The 16112-nt window shown below is 73.2% G+C and carries 17 protein-coding genes; 6 read left to right on the plus strand and 11 right to left on the minus strand.

Going from position 1 to position 16112, the window contains the following annotated elements; all coding sequences use genetic code 11:
- Nucleotides 1-106: 106 nt before the first annotated feature.
- The 5 genes from K7C20_RS08695 to K7C20_RS08715 all read left to right on the plus strand — a co-directional run bounded on the left by K7C20_RS08695 (nt 107) and on the right by K7C20_RS08715 (nt 5073).
- Nucleotides 107-1144: a DEDDh family exonuclease gene (locus tag K7C20_RS08695; protein ID WP_078953441.1), complete on the plus strand. Its 1038-nt coding sequence runs from the start codon at nt 107-109 to the stop codon at nt 1142-1144.
- 63 nt (nt 1145-1207) lie between these two features.
- Nucleotides 1208-1441, plus strand: coding sequence for a hypothetical protein (locus K7C20_RS08700; protein WP_030087516.1), 234 nt, complete (start codon nt 1208-1210; stop codon nt 1439-1441).
- A 144-nt stretch (nt 1442-1585) separates the two neighbouring features.
- On the plus strand, nt 1586-2440 hold the full coding sequence (locus K7C20_RS08705; protein WP_030087515.1) for an SURF1 family cytochrome oxidase biogenesis protein: 855 nt from the start codon (nt 1586-1588) through the stop codon (nt 2438-2440).
- Nucleotides 2441-2495: 55 nt separating this feature from the next.
- A complete protein-coding gene (locus tag K7C20_RS08710; RefSeq protein WP_030087513.1) occupies nt 2496-4313 on the plus strand; it encodes a glycoside hydrolase family 15 protein in 1818 nt (605 codons plus the stop codon).
- A gap of 4 nt (nt 4314-4317) precedes the next feature.
- Nucleotides 4318-5073 carry an SDR family oxidoreductase gene (locus K7C20_RS08715; RefSeq protein WP_053209892.1) on the plus strand — a complete coding sequence of 252 codons (756 nt, stop codon included), beginning with the start codon at nt 4318-4320 and terminating at the stop codon, nt 5071-5073.
- Between the two features lie 68 nt (nt 5074-5141).
- On the opposite strand, the gene amaP is transcribed toward K7C20_RS08715, so the two are convergent.
- The 5 genes from amaP to K7C20_RS08740 are packed head-to-tail and all read right to left on the minus strand — an operon-like array spanning nt 5142 to nt 7511.
- Nucleotides 5142-5747, minus strand: a complete 606-nt coding sequence (gene amaP / locus K7C20_RS08720) for an alkaline shock response membrane anchor protein AmaP (protein WP_030087509.1) — start codon at nt 5745-5747, stop codon at nt 5142-5144.
- Between the two features lie 7 nt (nt 5748-5754).
- Complete coding sequence (locus tag K7C20_RS08725) at nt 5755-6423, minus strand: DUF6286 domain-containing protein (protein WP_053209893.1); 669 nt, start codon at nt 6421-6423, stop codon at nt 5755-5757.
- Nucleotides 6420-6809 (minus strand): Asp23/Gls24 family envelope stress response protein, encoded by a 390-nt coding sequence (locus tag K7C20_RS08730; RefSeq protein WP_209443993.1) that lies wholly within the window; start codon nt 6807-6809, stop codon nt 6420-6422. Before K7C20_RS08730 ends, K7C20_RS08725 begins: the two co-directional genes overlap by 4 nt.
- Nucleotides 6810-6815: 6 nt before the next feature.
- Nucleotides 6816-7013: a hypothetical protein gene (locus K7C20_RS08735; RefSeq protein ID WP_030087506.1), complete on the minus strand. Its 198-nt coding sequence runs from the start codon at nt 7011-7013 to the stop codon at nt 6816-6818.
- Nucleotides 7014-7049: 36 nt separating this feature from the next.
- Nucleotides 7050-7511, minus strand: coding sequence for an Asp23/Gls24 family envelope stress response protein (locus K7C20_RS08740; protein WP_030087504.1), 462 nt, complete (start codon nt 7509-7511; stop codon nt 7050-7052).
- A gap of 222 nt (nt 7512-7733) precedes the next feature.
- On the opposite strand from K7C20_RS08740, the gene K7C20_RS08745 reads away from it, so the two are divergent.
- Nucleotides 7734-8471, plus strand: coding sequence for a hypothetical protein (locus K7C20_RS08745; RefSeq protein ID WP_053209894.1), 738 nt, complete (start codon nt 7734-7736; stop codon nt 8469-8471).
- A gap of 48 nt (nt 8472-8519) precedes the next feature.
- Here K7C20_RS08745 and K7C20_RS08750 read toward each other — a convergent pair whose 3' ends face one another.
- The 6 genes from K7C20_RS08750 to K7C20_RS08775 form a co-directional block, all read right to left on the minus strand.
- Nucleotides 8520-9299: an enoyl-CoA hydratase/isomerase family protein gene (locus tag K7C20_RS08750; protein WP_030087501.1), complete on the minus strand. Its 780-nt coding sequence runs from the start codon at nt 9297-9299 to the stop codon at nt 8520-8522.
- A 113-nt stretch (nt 9300-9412) separates the two neighbouring features.
- Nucleotides 9413-9634, minus strand: coding sequence for a helix-turn-helix domain-containing protein (locus tag K7C20_RS08755; protein ID WP_006606369.1), 222 nt, complete (start codon nt 9632-9634; stop codon nt 9413-9415).
- A 335-nt stretch (nt 9635-9969) separates the two neighbouring features.
- The gene (locus K7C20_RS08760; protein WP_030087498.1) at nt 9970-11568 is read right to left on the minus strand and encodes an ABC-F family ATP-binding cassette domain-containing protein; all 1599 of its coding nucleotides are present in this window, start codon (nt 11566-11568) and stop codon (nt 9970-9972) included.
- 667 nt (nt 11569-12235) lie between these two features.
- Entirely contained in the window at nt 12236-13675 is a 1440-nt protein-coding gene (locus K7C20_RS08765) for a hypothetical protein (protein ID WP_078953442.1), read from the minus strand.
- A 216-nt stretch (nt 13676-13891) separates the two neighbouring features.
- Nucleotides 13892-15019 (minus strand): alpha/beta hydrolase, encoded by a 1128-nt coding sequence (locus tag K7C20_RS08770; protein ID WP_030089085.1) that lies wholly within the window; start codon nt 15017-15019, stop codon nt 13892-13894.
- 115 nt (nt 15020-15134) lie between these two features.
- Entirely contained in the window at nt 15135-15791 is a 657-nt protein-coding gene (locus K7C20_RS08775; RefSeq protein ID WP_030089083.1) for a class II aldolase/adducin family protein, read from the minus strand.
- Nucleotides 15792-16112: the final 321 nt, after the last annotated feature.

Here is a 16112-nt window from a genome sequence, read left to right on the forward strand (position 1 = left end):
CTCCCGTGCGGACCCCCGATGTGCCGGGGCGCCAGGCGCACCGGCCGGCCCGCGCGCCCCACGCCGGTTCGGTGGCTGTCGGTGGCGGCCCTTATCCTCAGTGACCATGCTCGAAGACCGCATGGCAGCAGCCGACCCGATCGCGCCGAAGATCGGCCAGCAGCCGGGCCCGCAGACGCCGCCGGCCCCCTGGCCGTCCGCCTACCCCGAGGGATACGCGGTGGTCGACGTCGAGACCACGGGCCTGGCGCGCGACGACCGGATCATCTCCGCCGCCGTGTATCAACTCGATGCACAGGGCGAGGTCCAGGACCACTGGTACACCCTCGTCAACCCGCAGCGGGACCCGGGGCCGGTCTGGATCCACGGGCTCACCAGCGCCGTGCTGGCCGACGCCCCGCTCTTCCCGGCGATCGTCCCGGAGCTGTCCCGGCGCCTGGCGGACCGGGTGCTGGTCGCGCACAACGCGATGTTCGACTGGTCGATGATCGCCCGCGAGTACGCCCGTGCCGCGGCGACCGCACCGGTGCAGCAGCGGCTGTGCACCATCGCGCTGTCCAAGGAGCTGCGGCTGCCGCTGCCCAATCACAAGCTGGAGTCCCTCGCCGCCCATTACGGCGTGGTGCAGGAGCGCGCCCACCATGCGCTGGACGACGCCCGGGTGCTGGCCGAGGCATTCCGTCCCGGTTTGCACCGGGCCGCGCGGGAGAATCTGCGGCTGCCGCTGCTGAACTGCCAGCCGCTGACGGAGTGGTCGGACGCCCCCGCGCCCCGGCAGCACTCCAGCGCCGCGGCGTACCGCCCCACGACCTGGCGGCCGTCCCGTAAGCGCCCGGCGTGCCCGTACCCCAACCCGGGGCGCTACGAGGCGGGCGGCCGGCTCGTCCAGGGGATGCGGGTCGCCTTTTCGGGCGATACCTCCGTGGACCGCGAGCTGCTGGAGGACCGGGCGATCGAGGCCGGACTCCATGTCGCCACGAGCATGTCCCGGGTGACCAGTCTGCTGGTGACCAACGACCCGGACGCAAACACCTCCAAGACCGCCAAGGCCGCCTCGTACGGCACGGTCGTGATCGACGAGGCGGCCTTCATGCAGCTGCTCCAGGATGTCGAGCCGGCCGCCCCGGCGCCTGCGTCCGGGTGAAGCCCGCCCAACACACCCGTCGGCACCTCGCCCCGCAGGGGCGCCGCCCGCACCCTGTGGCGCATGGCACGTTGTGAGGTCTGCGGAAACGAATACGGCATGACGTTCGAGGTGCACGCGCAGGGCGCGGTGCATGTCTTCGACTGTTTCGCCTGCGCCATCCACCGCATGGCGCCGATCTGTGAGCACTGCCGGTGCCAGATCATCGGCCAGGGCGTCGAGGCCGACGGGCAGTGGTACTGCGGTGCGCACTGCGCGCGGTCGGACGGGAGGGTGGGCATCGTCGACCGGGTCTGATCCACCCGGTCCGCCGGGCGGGTCCGCACGGCCCGCCGGCCGGGTCCGCACGGCCCGCCGGCCGGGCGCGGCCGGAGCCGCCCCCGCCACCGCTGGGGGGACCCGCAGCCCGGGGACCGCGGCGCCCCAGGTACCGTCGAAGCCGTGTACCGCTTCCTGTTGTCCCGGCAGTGGGTGATCCTCACCCTCGTGGCTCTCGTGCTGATCCCCGTCATGATCAAGCTGGGCTTCTGGCAGCTCCACCGCCATGAGCACAAGGTGGCGCAGAACCAGCTGATCGCGAGCAGCCTGGCCGCCAGGCCGGTCCCGGTCACCGAGCTGACCGCCCCCGGCCGGGACCTGCCCCACGACGACATGTGGCGCACGGTCACCGCCACCGGCACCTACGACACCGCGCACGAGGTCGTGGTCCGCCAGCGCACCGCCGCCGACGAGCAGAGCATCGGCTACTACGTGCTCACCCCGCTGGTCCTCGGCGACGGCCGGGCCGTACTGGTCAACCGCGGCTGGATCTCGGCGGGCAACGACCTCACCAAGTTCCCGGACGTCCCGGCCGCTCCCCGCGGCAAGGTGACCGTGACCGGCCGGATGATGGCCGACGAGACCACCGCCGTCAGCGGTATCAAGGACACCAGGGGCCTGCCCGCCCGCCAGATCATGCTGATCAACAGCAAGGAGCAGACGGAGCGGGTCGGCCGGCCGCTGCTCGGCGGCTACATCGAGCAGACCGGGCCCGAGCCGCCCGGCGGCAAGCCCGAGCTGGTCCCCGAGCCGGACCACGACTCCATCGGCCCGCACATGGCGTATGCGGTCCAGTGGTGGCTGTTCGCGGCGGCGGTGCCGGTCGGCTGGGTCATCCTCGTCCGCCGGGAGCGGCGCGACCGGGTGGCTGCCGCGGCCGAGGAGGCCGAACAGGCCCGGGAGGCCGAACAGGGCGACGCCCGGGAGGCCGAGGCAGCCGGCGAGGACGCACCGCCGGTCCCGGCCGGCGGCCCGTAGCCCGGACAGCCGCCACCCCCGCGTGGCGCGCCCTCCGGGCGGGAAAAGGCGCTGAGTGCACCCACACATCGAGGATTATGCGCTCATCGGCGATCTGCAGACCGCCGCACTCGTCGGCCGCGACGGCTCCATCGACTGGCTGTGCCTGCCCCGCTTCGATTCCGGGGCCTGTTTCGCCGCACTCCTCGGCGGCAAGGACAACGGCCACTGGCGGCTGTCCCCCCGGTCCTCCGAGGCCCGCGCGCAGCGCTCCTACCGCGGCGAATCGCTGATCCTCGACACGGTGTGGGAGACCCCCACGGGCAGCGTCCGGGTCATCGACTTCATGCCGCAGCGCGACCGCCAGCCCGATGTCGTACGGATCGTCGAGGGCCTGAGCGGCAGCGTCGAGATGCGCGGTGTGCTGCGGCTGCGGTTCGACTACGGGCGGGCGGTGCCCTGGGTGCGCGCCGCCGAGGGCAGCCGGGTGGCGGTCGCCGGGCCGGACTCCGTGTGGCTGCGCACCCCCTCCCAGGGCACCACCTACGGCAAGGACTTCAGCACCCGCTCGGACTTCACCGTCACCGCCGGCGAGCGCACCGCGTTCGTGCTGACCTGGCACCCCTCGCACGAGCCCCGGCCGGTACAGATCGACCCGTTCGAGGCGCTCCAGGACACCCTGGACGACTGGCACACCTGGTCCGCGCGCTGCCGCTACAACGGGCCGTACCGCGAGGCCGTGATCCGCTCGCTGATCACCCTGAAGGCGCTCACCTACGCGCCCACCGGCGGCATCGTCGCGGCCCCCACCACCTCGCTGCCCGAGGAGCTGGGCGGCGTACGCAACTGGGACTACCGCTACTGCTGGCTGCGCGACGCCAGCCTCACCCTGAACTGTCTGCTCTCCGCCGGGTATCTGGAGGAGGCCGGCGCCTGGCGGGACTGGCTGCTGCGTGCGGTGGCCGGCGCCCCCGACGATCTGCAGATCATGTACGGGCTGGCGGGTGAGCGGCGGCTGCCGGAGGCCGAGCTGCCGTGGCTGTCCGGATACTGCGACTCCCTTCCCGTACGCATCGGCAACGCCGCCGTCGAACAGCGTCAGCTCGACGTCTACGGCGAGGTGCTCGACTCCTTCCACATCGCGCGCACGGCCGGGCTGGCGTCGGAACCACACGCCTGGAGCATCCAGCGCGCGCTGGTGGACTACCTGGAGTCCAACTGGCGCGACCCCGACGAGGGGCTGTGGGAGATCCGCGGGCCGCGCCGGCACTTCGTGCACTCGAAGGTCATGGCCTGGGTGGCGGCCGACCGGGCGGTGCGGGCGATCGAGGCGGACCCGAAACTCGGCGGGGACGTCGAACGCTGGCGGGCGATGCGCGACGAGGTCCACCGCGAGGTGTGCGAGCGCGGCTACGACGCCGACCGCGGCACCTTCACCCAGTTCTACGGCTCCCGGGAGCTGGACGCCGCGACCCTGCTGATCCCCCGTGTCGGGTTTCTGCCGGGCGACGACCCGCGGGTCGTGAGCACCATCGACACCGTCCGCCGCGAGCTGACCCTCCCCCATTGCCCTGACAGCATGGAAGGTGCCCCCCTCGGACTGGTGCGCCGCTACAGCACCGAGGGCGGCTCGGTCGACGGGCTGCCGGGCGACGAGGGCACCTTCCTGGCCTGCTCGTTCTGGCTCGTCGACGCGCTGCGGCTGAGCGGCCGGCGGCACGAGGCCCGGGAGATGTTCGAGCAGCTGCTGGACCTGCGCAACGATCTGGGGCTGCTCTCCGAGGAGTACGACCCGGCCGCCGGCCGCCAGCTGGGGAACTATCCGCAGGCGTTCAGCCATATCGGCCTGGTGGGGGCCGCCTTCGGTCTGCGGGACGGGGCAGAGGCAGACTAGGGCCATGGATCTTGGACTCACCGACCGGACGTACGTCGTCACCGGGGCGACCCGTGGCCTCGGCTTCGCCACCGCCCGTGCACTGGTCGCCGACGGCGCCAATGTCGTGATCACCGGACGCACCGAGGAGAGCGCGGCCGCGGCCGCCGCCCCCCTCGGCGCACGCGCGCTGGGCGTGGCGGCCGACAACGCCGACCCGGAGGCACCCGACCGTCTGGTGGCCGCGGCCAGGGAACGCTTCGGCCGCCTGGACGGAGTGCTCATCAGCGTGGGCGGCCCGCCGCCCGGCACCGCCGCCGACAACACCGACGACCAGTGGCGGACGGCCTTCGAGTCGGTCTTCCTCGGCGCGGTACGGCTGGCCCGTACGGCCGCCGCCGAGCTGACGGAGGGCGGCGTGATCGGCTTTGTGCTGTCCGGTTCGGTGCATGAGCCGATCCCCGGTCTGACCGTCTCCAACGGGCTCCGCCCCGGCCTCGCCGGCTTCGCCAAGTCGCTGGCCAACGAGGTGGGCCCACGCGGCATCCGCGTCCTCGGCGTACTGCCCGGCCGGATCGCCACCGACCGGATGACCCAGCTCGACGCGCTCTCCGGCGACCCGGAGGGCTCCCGCGCCCGCAACTCCGCGTCGATCCCGCTGGGCCGCTACGGCAAGCCGGAGGAGTTCGGCCGGGTCGCCGCGTTCCTGCTGTCGCCGGCCGCGTCGTATGTCAGCGGCGTGATGGTGCCCGTGGACGGCGGGGCGCTGCACGGCTTCTGACGGGGCACCCGCCACGATCCGGCGGACGGGCGCCGGGCCCTGTCCGGCCCTGATCCGGCGGACAGGGCCTAACTGACCCGTTCGGGCCGGTGCTTGACCGCGCGCAGCCGGATGTCCGCCGGCAGGTGGTCGAGCCCGGCCGAGCGGCGGGCACGGTCCAGCGCCTCGTCCGACAGACGCCGGACCACGGTCCCCGGGTCGGCGTGCGGGACGAGGGCCAGCACGGCCCGGATCCGCGGTGTGCTCCGGCGGCCCGTCAGCAGCACACCGGCCCGGTCGACGCCCTCCAGCGACTCCGTTTCGGCCGCGAGGACGTCCTTCAGCGCCCGGCCGCGCAGCAGGGCGCCCTCGCCGTCGCCGCTGTCGACGAGGATCTCGTCCAGCCGGTGGCGCCGGAACTGGGTCAGCAGCCACCACAGCACCAGCAGCACGAAGACGGCCAGGACGAGGATGACAAGGGGCCAGAACCAGCCCTGGCCGGTCCAGTGGGTGCGCCGGTGCGCGGGGAGCAGCACGTCGTCGGGGCGGGACCAGGGCCAGTGGGCGGGCAGGCGCAGATGCCATTTCGCCGGCAGGCCGAGGCCGCCGAACAGCGCCAGGCCACCGGTGCCGAGCAGCACCACACCGGTCAGGCCGAGCAGCACCCGGTTGATCGTTCTGCGGACCCTGCGCATCGCTCGCTCACCTCTTCTTCGGGCGCCGGACGTCCACGGTCAGGCCGAGCCGGCGGGCCGGCCCCAGCTGCCGCAGACCCTCGCCGAGCGCGGCGTCGAGGTCGGCGCGGACCTCGTCCAGCTCACGGAAGTGCGAGACGGCGTGCGCCTTGGCCTTGCGACGGCTGACCTTCATCCGCACGGACTGGACGCCGGCGACCTCCATGGCACGGTCGCGCAGCACCAGCGCGGCGGCCGCCCGGTCCAGCCCGGAACGGACGTCCGGGGCCACGTGCCGCATCGGCAGCACCTGGCGCAGTCCGGGGGTGACGGCCAGCACGATCAGCCAGATACCGAGCACCGCCGCGACCGCGGCGGCGCCCAGCACCCAGGGGTCGTCGAGATGACGGGTGGCCAGTTCATGGGCGAGCCGCCGGCGCCAGGCCATCGCGGAGCGGTCGGCGCGCACCGCGGCCACGTCGTAGAGCAGCAGGCCCGCGGCGGCCAGCAGCAGCAGCGCGACCACGGTGGCCGGCACCCGCCGGTCCGACCAGAAGCGCCCGGTCCGGTCGTCGTCCGCGGTGCTCGTGGCGGCCGGGTCCGGGGCGGAGGGCGTCGGCCCGGCCGGCGCGTCCGGCGTTTTGTCGAGGGTGGGCAGCCGCCGGGTGTCCGGCAGCTCCGCGTCGTCGTCGCTCATCGCACCCTCCCGCGGGTGCCTTCCAGCAGCGGGGAGTGCAGCCGCTCGACCTCCACCGCGACCTCGGGGACCTCCATGCTCGCCAACGCCTTCACCCGCTCGGCGACCTGACGGCGCACCACCCGGCACTGCCCGCCGATGTCGGAGGGGTAGCCCAGTTCCACGGCGATCCGCACCCGTGCCTCGCCGAAGTGCCCGCGGTCATCGCGCCGGTGCACCGTCACCGTCGCATGCGCGTCCGTGGGGGCCTGCGGGGACTCGCCGCGCAGTGCCTCCCGGGCCGCCTGCGCGGCGATCTTCGCCACCACCCGGTCCGCGATTCTGGTCTGGCCGCGCTCACCCGCCGCCACGCCGGCGGCAGCGGCGGCCGGGGACACCGTCGCCACCCGGCTTCACCGCCGCCGGTCGTCGCGGTCGCTGCTGCGCGGACGGAAGAATTCACCGGCCTGGAGATCCCCGTCGAGGAATCTGCCGACCACGAAGCCGATGGCGCCCAGCGCCGCCACCAGTACGAAGGCGCCAAATCCGCCGAAGTATCCGGCGAAGCCCAGCGCCATTCCGGCCAAGAGGCCGGCCACGGCCATGCTCATCGTGCGCTCCTTCGCTACCCCTTCGGACGGGCCCGGTCAGTGGAGCCGGGGCTCCGCTCCTTCTTCTTCGTCTTCCTCGTCGGGCAGCTTGACGTCGCTGACCGCGATATTGACCTCGACGACCTCCAGGCCCGTCATCCGCTCCACGGCGGAGATGACGTTCTCCCGGACGGAGCGCGCGATATCGGCGATGGCGACGCCGTAGTCGACCACGATCTCCAGGTCCAGCGCGGTCTGCACCTCGCCGACCTCGGCCTTGACCCCGCGGGTCGCGGTCGCGGACCTGCCGCCGCCGGGCACCCGGTCGCGTACGGCGCCGAGCGTACGGGCGAAACCGCTGCCCATCGCATGCACGCCGACGACGTCCCGGGCCGCCAGACCGGCGATCTTCTCCACGACACCGTCGGCGATGGTGGTCCGCCCACGGGTCGCGGGGTCGCCGCCGCCCCGCTTGGCAGGAGTCCGGGGTCCCTCCGCATGCTGCTGGCTCTCGCTCATGGCCGTACGTCCCTTTCCGCGAGGAGAAGCGGCCGGTCCGCTCCGCTGCCCACAGTAGGTCCGGTTTGTCCGGTCCGCTCCGGGGGTGCGGCAGCAGAGTGCTCCCTACGGCGCCGTCCGGCACACCGCCCTGCCGTACGGGCCGGTGTGCGGCAGTCTGGGGAGTTGTCCGGGATGTGTCCGGGAACAGGTCCGGGGACCTGCCGGGAAAGGGGTGACGCGGTGGCCGCGAACCAGTTGGCGCAGACGGTACGGGCTCAGCTCGGGATCGGCCGGGTACTGCCGCTCGGCGGGCCCGCGGACGGATCATGGATCACCGAGCAGGCGGCCGCCGGGGCGCTGCGGGCGGCCGCCGGGACGCCGGCCGGTGTCCGCATCGGCACGCTGCGGCTGTCCGTCGCCGACCCCGCCCACGCCCCCGAGCCCGCGGTGCCGGCGCCGCCGAGCGCACTGCCGCCCGGCCCGCTGCGGATCGAGGCGGACTTCGCCGCGGTCGCCGACCGGCCGCTGCCCACCCTCGCCGACCAGGTGCGTACCGCGCTGCTGGAGGCGGCGGTCCGGGAGCTGGGGCTGGTGGTGGGAGTGGTGGATCTGCGGGTCACCGGACTGCTGGAAGGGGACGAGGCCGAGGCGGCCGCCGCGGCACCGCCGCCCGCCGCCCATACGGGAGGCCCCGTTGCCACCCCCGCGACGGGCGACCGGACGGGTGCGACACAGGAGGGCCCGGAGGGGGTCGCCGCCGTCGCACGGGAGGTTGCGGGTGTGGCCCGGCTGGCGCCGGCGCTCGGCGGGCTGTCCCGTCCGCTGCAGTTCAGCGACGGGCATGTGCTGATCCAGCTGGCGACCGCGCCCGGCTATCGGGCACTGGATGTCTCGTGCGCCGTACGCCGGGCGGTGGCGGCCGCACCGGCGGCACCGTCGACGGTTGCCGTGCTGGTCACCGCCGTGGAACAGGACTGACGGGCGCCCCCGGCCGGGGACGCCCGTCAGTGCCCGGGTGCGCGGGTGCTACTCCCCCACGCCCGCGAGGTCGCGCAGCCGGCGCGCCTGGGCGGCCCGTTCGGCGCGTCGCTGCTCCTCGTACGTACGGCCCGCGGCGCCGGCCAGCAGCGCCTTGGTCTCGATGACGGCGTCGCGCGGCGGGGCGGTGAGCGCGGCGGCCAGGTCGGCCACCGTGGCATCGAGTTCGTCCGCGGGCACCACGAGGTTGGCGAGGCCGATCCGCTCGGCCTCCTCGGCATGCACGAAGCGCCCGGTGGCGCAGATCTCCAGCGCCCGGGCGTAGCCCACCAGCCCGACCAGGGGATGGGTACCGGTCAGGTCCGGTACGAGTCCCAGGCTGGTCTCGCGCATGGCGAATTGGACGTCCGGCGCGACCACCCGCAGATCGCAGGCCAGGGCGAGCTGGAAGCCCGCGCCGATGGCATGGCCCTGCACGGCGGCGATGGACACCAGGTCATTGCGCCGCCACCAGGTGAACGCTTCCTGGTACTCGGCGATCGTGGCATCCAGCTCGCTGTCCGAGCCGCGCGCCAGATCGATGAACGACGGCTCGCCGTCGAAGCCTTCGGGCGTGAACGCCTGACGGTCGAGGCCCGCGGAGAAGGACTGGCCCTCACCACGCAGCACTGCCACCCGCACAGTTCCGGGCAGCACCGAACCCGCCTCGGCAAGCGCCCGCCACATGGCCGGCGACTGCGCATTGCGCTTCGCCGCGTTGGCGAGGGTCACTGTGGCGATCGCACCGTCAACGGTGAGTCGCACACCGTGCTTGTCGAGCAGAGTCATGAGCGCCTCCGAGTCAGCCAGCCGCACCTGCGTGCGTAAGTGACTGAACGGTAACCTCCCGGCCGACTGGTCGGCCGACCGGGGGGACACCGCTGCACCCGGAGTCGCAGCCGTCAGGCCGATGCGGCCTTCTTGCCCCTCGTGGCTCCGCCGCGACCGCGCAGGACCACACCGGATTCGCTGAGCATCCGGTGCACGAATCCGTAGGAGCGGCCGGTTTCCTCGGCCAGCGCCCGGATGCTCGCACCGGAGTCGTACTTCTTCTTCAGGTCTGCCGCGAGCTTCTCGCGCGCGGCGCCGGTTACCCGGCTGCCCTTCTTCAGAGTCTCGGCCACCCGTGCCTCCTCGTGGGAAGTGCGCTCTGGACTCTCATGATCACCCCTCCCCGGCTTCCTGGCCACCCATTCCGCAAGGTCAGTACGACATCCTTTGCCGCCCGGCACCCGCCCGCACGGCCCGGAATCCCGTATTCCGCCCAGCCGGGAGACCGTCCGGGCCCGACCTTTCGCAAGAAGTGGCAGGTCAGGTGGTGTGCCGCCGAAATGGTGACGGCCGGGCCCATGGGACCCGGCCGTATGCCGCAGACTCGCCGGTGTACGAGCCGTTCTCACTCAGATGATGGATCACACATCGGCCGAATGATCCATACGGCATGATCCATCCGCCGTGATCAGGCCAGCGCGACGAGGTCCGCGTAGTCCTGGCCCCACAGGTCCTCGACGCCGTCGGGCAGCAGGATGATGCGCTCCGGCTCCAGTGCGTCCACCGCGCCCTCGTCGTGCGACACCAGGACCACCGCACCCGTGAAGGTGTGCAGCGCGCCGAGGATCTCCTCGCGGCTGGCCGGGTCGAGGTTGTTGGTGGGCTCGTCGAGCAGCAGCACATTGGCGGAGGAGACGACCAGCGTCGCCAGGGCGAGGCGGGTCTTCTCGCCGCCGGAGAGCACCCCGGCGGGCTTGTCGACGTCGTCCCCGGAGAAGAGGAAGGAACCCAGCGTCTTGCGGATGGCCACCAGGTCCATGTCCGGGGCGGCCGAGCGCATGTTCTCCAGGACCGTGCGGTCCGGGTCCAGGGTCTCGTGCTCCTGGGCGTAGTAGCCGAGCTTGAGGCCGTGCCCGGGGCGGACCTCGCCGGTGTCCGGTGTCTCGACGCCGGCCAGCAGGCGCAGCAGGGTGGTCTTGCCCGCACCGTTGAGGCCGAGGATGACGACCCGGGAGCCCTTGTCGATGGCCAGGTCGACGTCGGTGAAGATCTCCAGGGAGCCGTAGGACTTCGACAGGCCCTCGGCGGTGAGCGGGGTCTTGCCGCACGGCGCCGGGTCCGGGAAGCGCAGCTTGGCGACCTTGTCGGAGGCGCGCACCGCCTCCAGGCCGGCGAGCAACTTGTCGGCGCGCTTGGCCATGTTCTGCGCGGCGACGGTCTTGGTGGCCTTGGCCCGCATCTTGTCGGCCTGGCTGTTGAGGGCCGCGGCCTTCTTCTCGGCGTTCTGCCGCTCGCGCTTGCGGCGCTTCTCGTCGGCCTCGCGCTGCTGCTGGTAGAGCTTCCAGCCCATGTTGTAGATGTCGATGTTCGAGCGGTTGGCGTCGAGGTAGAACACCTTGTTGACGACGGTCTCGACCAGGTCGACATCGTGCGAGATCACGATGAAGCCGCCGCGGTAGGTCTTGAGGTAGTCGCGCAGCCAGACGATCGAGTCCGCGTCGAGGTGGTTGGTCGGCTCGTCGAGCAGCAGGGTGTCGGAGTCCGAGAACAGGATCCGGGCCAGCTCGACGCGGCGGCGCTGACCGCCGGAGAGCGTATGGAGCGGCTGGCCGAGGATGCGGTCGGGCAGGCCGAGGCTGGCGGCGATGGTCGCGGCCTCCGCCTCGGCGGCGTAGCCGCCCTTGGTCAGGAACTCGGTCTCCAGGCGCTCGTACTTCTTCATCGCCTTGTCGCGGGTGGCGCCCTTGCCTTTGGCCATCCGGTCCTCGTTCTCCCGCATCTTGCGGAGCACGGAGTCCAGATCACGGGCGGACAGGATGCGGTCGCGGGCGAGCACGTCCAGGTCGCCGGTGCGCGGGTCCTGCGGCAGATAGCCGACGTCGCCGGAGCGGGTGACCGTGCCGGCGGCGGGGATGCCCTCGCCCGCCAGCACCTTGGTGAGGGTGGTCTTGCCGGCGCCGTTGCGGCCGACCAGGCCGATGCGGTCGCCCTTGGCGATACGGAAGGAAGCGGACTCGATGAGGATGCGGGCGCCGGCACGCAGCTCGAGGCCGGAGGCGGTGATCACGGAAAAAAGCTCCAGGGCAGGAAGACGGCGGATTGGACGGACGGTCCGAGAGCGGGCTGCGCCGTCTAATGAACCCAAGGGAGAACTGCCATGGGAGGCAGTCTAACGGCCCTGTGCAAGTGGTTTACCTCCCACGTATTCGGCTGTCCGGCCGTGGGGGTTGTTCGCCGTTTGTCGCCCGCTGAGCGGTGCGCTCGCCGTTGCGCCTGCGGCGGGCGGGGTCCGCTGCGCGGGGCTGTCGGGGTGCGGTGACGGGCCTCCGCGGGTGGGGTGCCGGACTGCTTCGCTTTACGTCCGGCACCCCACCCGCTCCGGCCCGTCCCCTCCCGTTGGGGGTGGGAAAAGCCAGGTGGGGGTGAACGGTGGTGGTCCGGTGCACTTCGTGGTCACATCGGGACACGTTGTTCATCACGAGGCGACCAGAGGGGCCCGCACGGCCATGGAGGGGCCTGGTGTGTGGGGCTTTGCTTCCGAAGGCTCCAAGAAAGAGCAAAGGCGGAGCGCAGCGGAGCGTAAAACGAAGCAGTCCACACACCAGGCCCCGGAGGCCCGTCACCGCACCCGACACCCGCCCACCCGCCCGCCGCAGGCGCAACGGCGAGCGCACCGCGCAGCGGGCGACAAACGGCGAGAAACCCCCACGGCGGGAAAGCCAAAAACGTGGGGATCAGACCCCACCCGTGTGGACCTGGAACGCCGCGCGCCGGACGGCCTTGGCGAGCGCCGGGTCGGGGTGGGCCGCGGCCAGCGCCACCAGCACCTGGACGGTACGGGGGTGTCCGATGGCGCGTACCTCCGCCAGGAGGCGCGGCACCGAGCCCTGGACCGCCGAATCGAGGTGCCGCACCAGCAGTTGGGTCTCGCCGTGGTCGGCGACGGCCGCCGCGGTGTCCACCCACAGCCAGGTCGACTCCTCGCGGGTGAGCACATCGGGCGCCGTCTCCGGGTCGCCGCCCTCGTGCTCGACCAGCCACAGCAGGGCGTACGGCCGCAGGCCCGGCTCGTCGGCGGCGGCCCGCACGGCGGGCTCGGCCGGGGCGCCGACCGCCCGCAGCGCCTCGAAGGCCAGGCCGCGCAGCAGCGCGTCCTCACCGCGGGCCACGGTCAGCAGCTCCTCGACGGCCGCCCCGACGGAGCGGGCGGCGAGCCAGGCGCGGTATTCGGCGCGGGCCGGGCCGGGGGTGAGCCGGGCACAGCCGCGCAGCATCGCCTCCGCGGACTGTTCGATATGGCCGGCCGGGCCCTGCGCGGCGACACAGATCTGCTCCAGCTTGACCCACACCGACCAGTTGCCGAGCGGCGTCAGCTGCGCCTCGGACGCGTCATGGGCGGCCGCGTAGCCGTCGTCGTGCGCACCGTCCGGCGGCACCAGCGCGCCGACGGTCAGCAGCGCGTCCAGCGCCCAGCCCAGCAGCTCGGCCAGCGACGCCCCCGCGGCGTCGTCGGCCGCCACCGCGGCATCGTCGGTGCTGCCCGGGGCCGGGTCCTGGCCGTAGGGGACCTCGCAGCGTTCCGTCCGCAGCTCGGCGACGCGCTGGTCCAGCATGTCCAGCAGCACCGGCAGCCGGACCGGGCCGGCCGACAGATGCAGCAGGGACAGCAACTGCGGCAGCGCCTCGACGACTTCGGCGACTATCGCGGGGCCGGCGCCGGGCGGTGCGGGGCGGGCCAGCGACCAGGCGTCGAAGAGCGCGACCCAGCCGCGCAGCACGGCCGTGTCGTCGCGGTCCCAGGCGCGCAGCCGCCAGCCGGGGCGGGCGAGGCCGTCGTGGAGCTCGACGAGTCCGGCGAGCCGGGCCCGGTCCCAGTCGGCCCGGACCTGCTGCGGCGTCAGGCCCAGGGCCTCGGCGGCACGTTCCGCCGCGGCCTTCGGCAGCGCCCCGTCCGGACCGGCGCGCAGGGCGGCGCCGTCGGCCCAGCGGGCGAGGCGCGCCGCACCGGCCAGCACGGCACGGGCCTGCCGGGCCAGTTCCGCGGGCGGCGGCGTGCCCTCGGGCGGGCGGGGCGCCGGACGCTTGGTCCGGGTTGTCACCGCCCGGCGGGCGGCCGCAACCGGTTGACGGGGGACGAGTCGGAGCCGGGAGTCGCGCGGGGTACGGGACGTCACAGGAGCAGTGTTGCCGCTGTCGGCCCGAAAGCCCAATCGGAACCCGGCTTGCGATCTGCCCGGGCCGCGCCACCTTGCCGACCCATCCCTGATGAGGGGAGTTGTCCCCCCGTATGCCCGTGCGTCATCGGGGCTTCGGCTCCCGGCGGGGACGGCAGCCGTCCGGTGGGCGTGGGTTCCCGGCTCTGCGGCCGGGCCGGGGCGGCCCGGCCGCCGCTACATGAGCGGGGTGAGGAAGCGCCGCAGGGCCTCTTCGTAGCTCGGCGGATCGGCGTTCCACATCGCGGCGTGCGGTGCGTGCGGGACCGGTTGAAGAGTGATCAGGTCGGCGCGGCGGGCGGCGAGGGAGCGGGAGGCCGTCCAGGGGGCGATCAGGTCGTCCGGGCCGTGGAACAGCAGGATGGGGACGTTCAGCACGTCCGGGTCGACGGCGTCGGCGGGCCGGTCGAGGGGCACCCCCGTGGAGCCCTCCGCGGCGCGTACGACCAGCGGCAGCAGGGCGCGCGGGACGCGCCGGGCGGTGGCCAGCGCGCGGATGGTGGCGTTGCGGTCGAGGACCGGGGAGTCCAGGACCAGGCCGCTGATCCGGGCGCGCAGTGCGGAGTGGGCGGCGGCGCGCAGCGCCATGGTCGCGCCGGTGGACCAGCCGTAGAGGACGACGTCCTGGGCGCCGTAGCGGACCGCGTAGCGGATCGCCGCGTCCAGGTCGCGCCACTCGCTGTCGCCGAGGTGGTTGATGCCGTCGGCGGTGCGCGGGCCACCGATGTCGTTGCGGTAGGCCAGGTCGAGGACGGGCAGCCGGTGGCGGTGCAGGAACGGCATGAGCACCATGGGGTGTTCGCGGGTGGTGCCCAGCCCGTGTGTGGTGATGACCCAGGTGTCGCGGACGCCGGGGAGGAACCATGCCGGGAGGGCGTCCAGTTCACCCGGGATGTCGACGTCGGCGCAGTCGAGGCCGAGGGCGTCACGGGGGTTGCCGAGGTGCACCTGCGGGGTGAGCCGCATCCGGTTGCCCGGTTTGAGGGTGCCGTGCGTAACCCGCACCAGGCGGCGTACGACCGCATCGGCGGGGTGCGGGACGCCGTGGATGACGTCGCCGATCACCGCATGGCAGCCGGAGCCGGTGAGCCCGTAGGTGCCGGGGCGCAGGGACGCCAGACTGCGGGTGAGGGCGATGCGCTCCTCGGTGGCGGAGTGCACGGTGAGGCGGGAGTCGCCCGGGAAAGGGTCGTCGGGCGATGGTTTCAGGGCAATGTCGCTGGCGTACCGGCCGACCGCCACGGCGGCCGCCCCGGCACCGATCACGGTGGTGGCGGCCACGGCCGCCGCGGTAACCAGGCGCACCTCACCAGTGTGCGCAGCGGTGCCGGAGGCGGCCACTTGGCGGAGACGGGCGGGTGACCGGCGAGGCGGCGACGGGGTCCGGGCCGACGCCCCGGGGCCTGTCGTCAAAGTCCCGTCAGCCCTGCGGGCCGTAGCCGCGCAGCTGTGCGGCGGCCGCGTCGAGCTGACCGGCCGACAACAGGCTCGGCGTATGGCCCGGTACGGAGCTCGCGATGAGCCATACCCGGCACATCCACTCCAGCTGGGCGGTGCGGTCCAGTGCCTGGTCGAGGCTGTCGCCGTAGGTGAGGGTGCCGTGGTTCCGCAACAGGCAGCCGGTGCGGTCGCGGAGCGCGTCGAGCATGTGCGCGGCGAGCTCGTCGCTGCCGTACAGGGCATAGGGGGCGACCCGCACGGGGCCGCCGAGCGCCGCGGCCATGTAGTGGACCGGCGGGAGTTCGGGGACCAGGGTGGAGACGGCGGTGGCATACGGGGCGTGGGTGTGGACGACGGCGGTGGCCGGGGTGCTGCGGTAGACCGCCAGATGCATCGGGAGTTCGCTGGTCGGCCGGAGCGTGCCGATGATCTGGCGTCCTTCGAGGTCGACCGCGGTGGTGTCGCCGGGCCCGAGCCGGTCGTAGGGGACGCCGCTGGGGGTGACCAGGATCAGGTCCTTGATGCGGCGTGACACATTGCCCGAGGTGCCGACGACCAGGCCGTCGGCGACGGTCCTGCGGGCGGTGGCGACCAGTTCGCCCCAGGCTTCGGCGAGGCGGTCGGCGTGGTCCTTCATGGGTCCTCCGGCGCGGTGCGGCGAAAAGCGGATGTGGTGCGCGACACCGTACGAGCAGGCCGGGGCACTGTACGCCGGGGGCCCGCCCGGCCGGTATCCGCCATTTAGGGCCATCTGCCCCACTGCGGAGGATTGGCCGGAGTTGGGGCATCATGTGCCGCTCCTCCGCTAGCGTCGTCCAGGTACGGGGACGACAGCCGGGCCGCCTGTACGGGGCGCCGGCACAGCTCATGAAGTGAGCCAACGGGTGATACGGGAGTGACGTCGGAGACGCCTCCGCGTGAACACTGCGGGGGCGTCATCACTGCGCCTGTCCCAGTT

Origin of the sequence: Streptomyces decoyicus (assembly GCF_019880305.1) — a bacterium.
Classification (GTDB): Bacteria; Actinomycetota; Actinomycetes; order Streptomycetales; family Streptomycetaceae; genus Streptomyces; species Streptomyces decoyicus.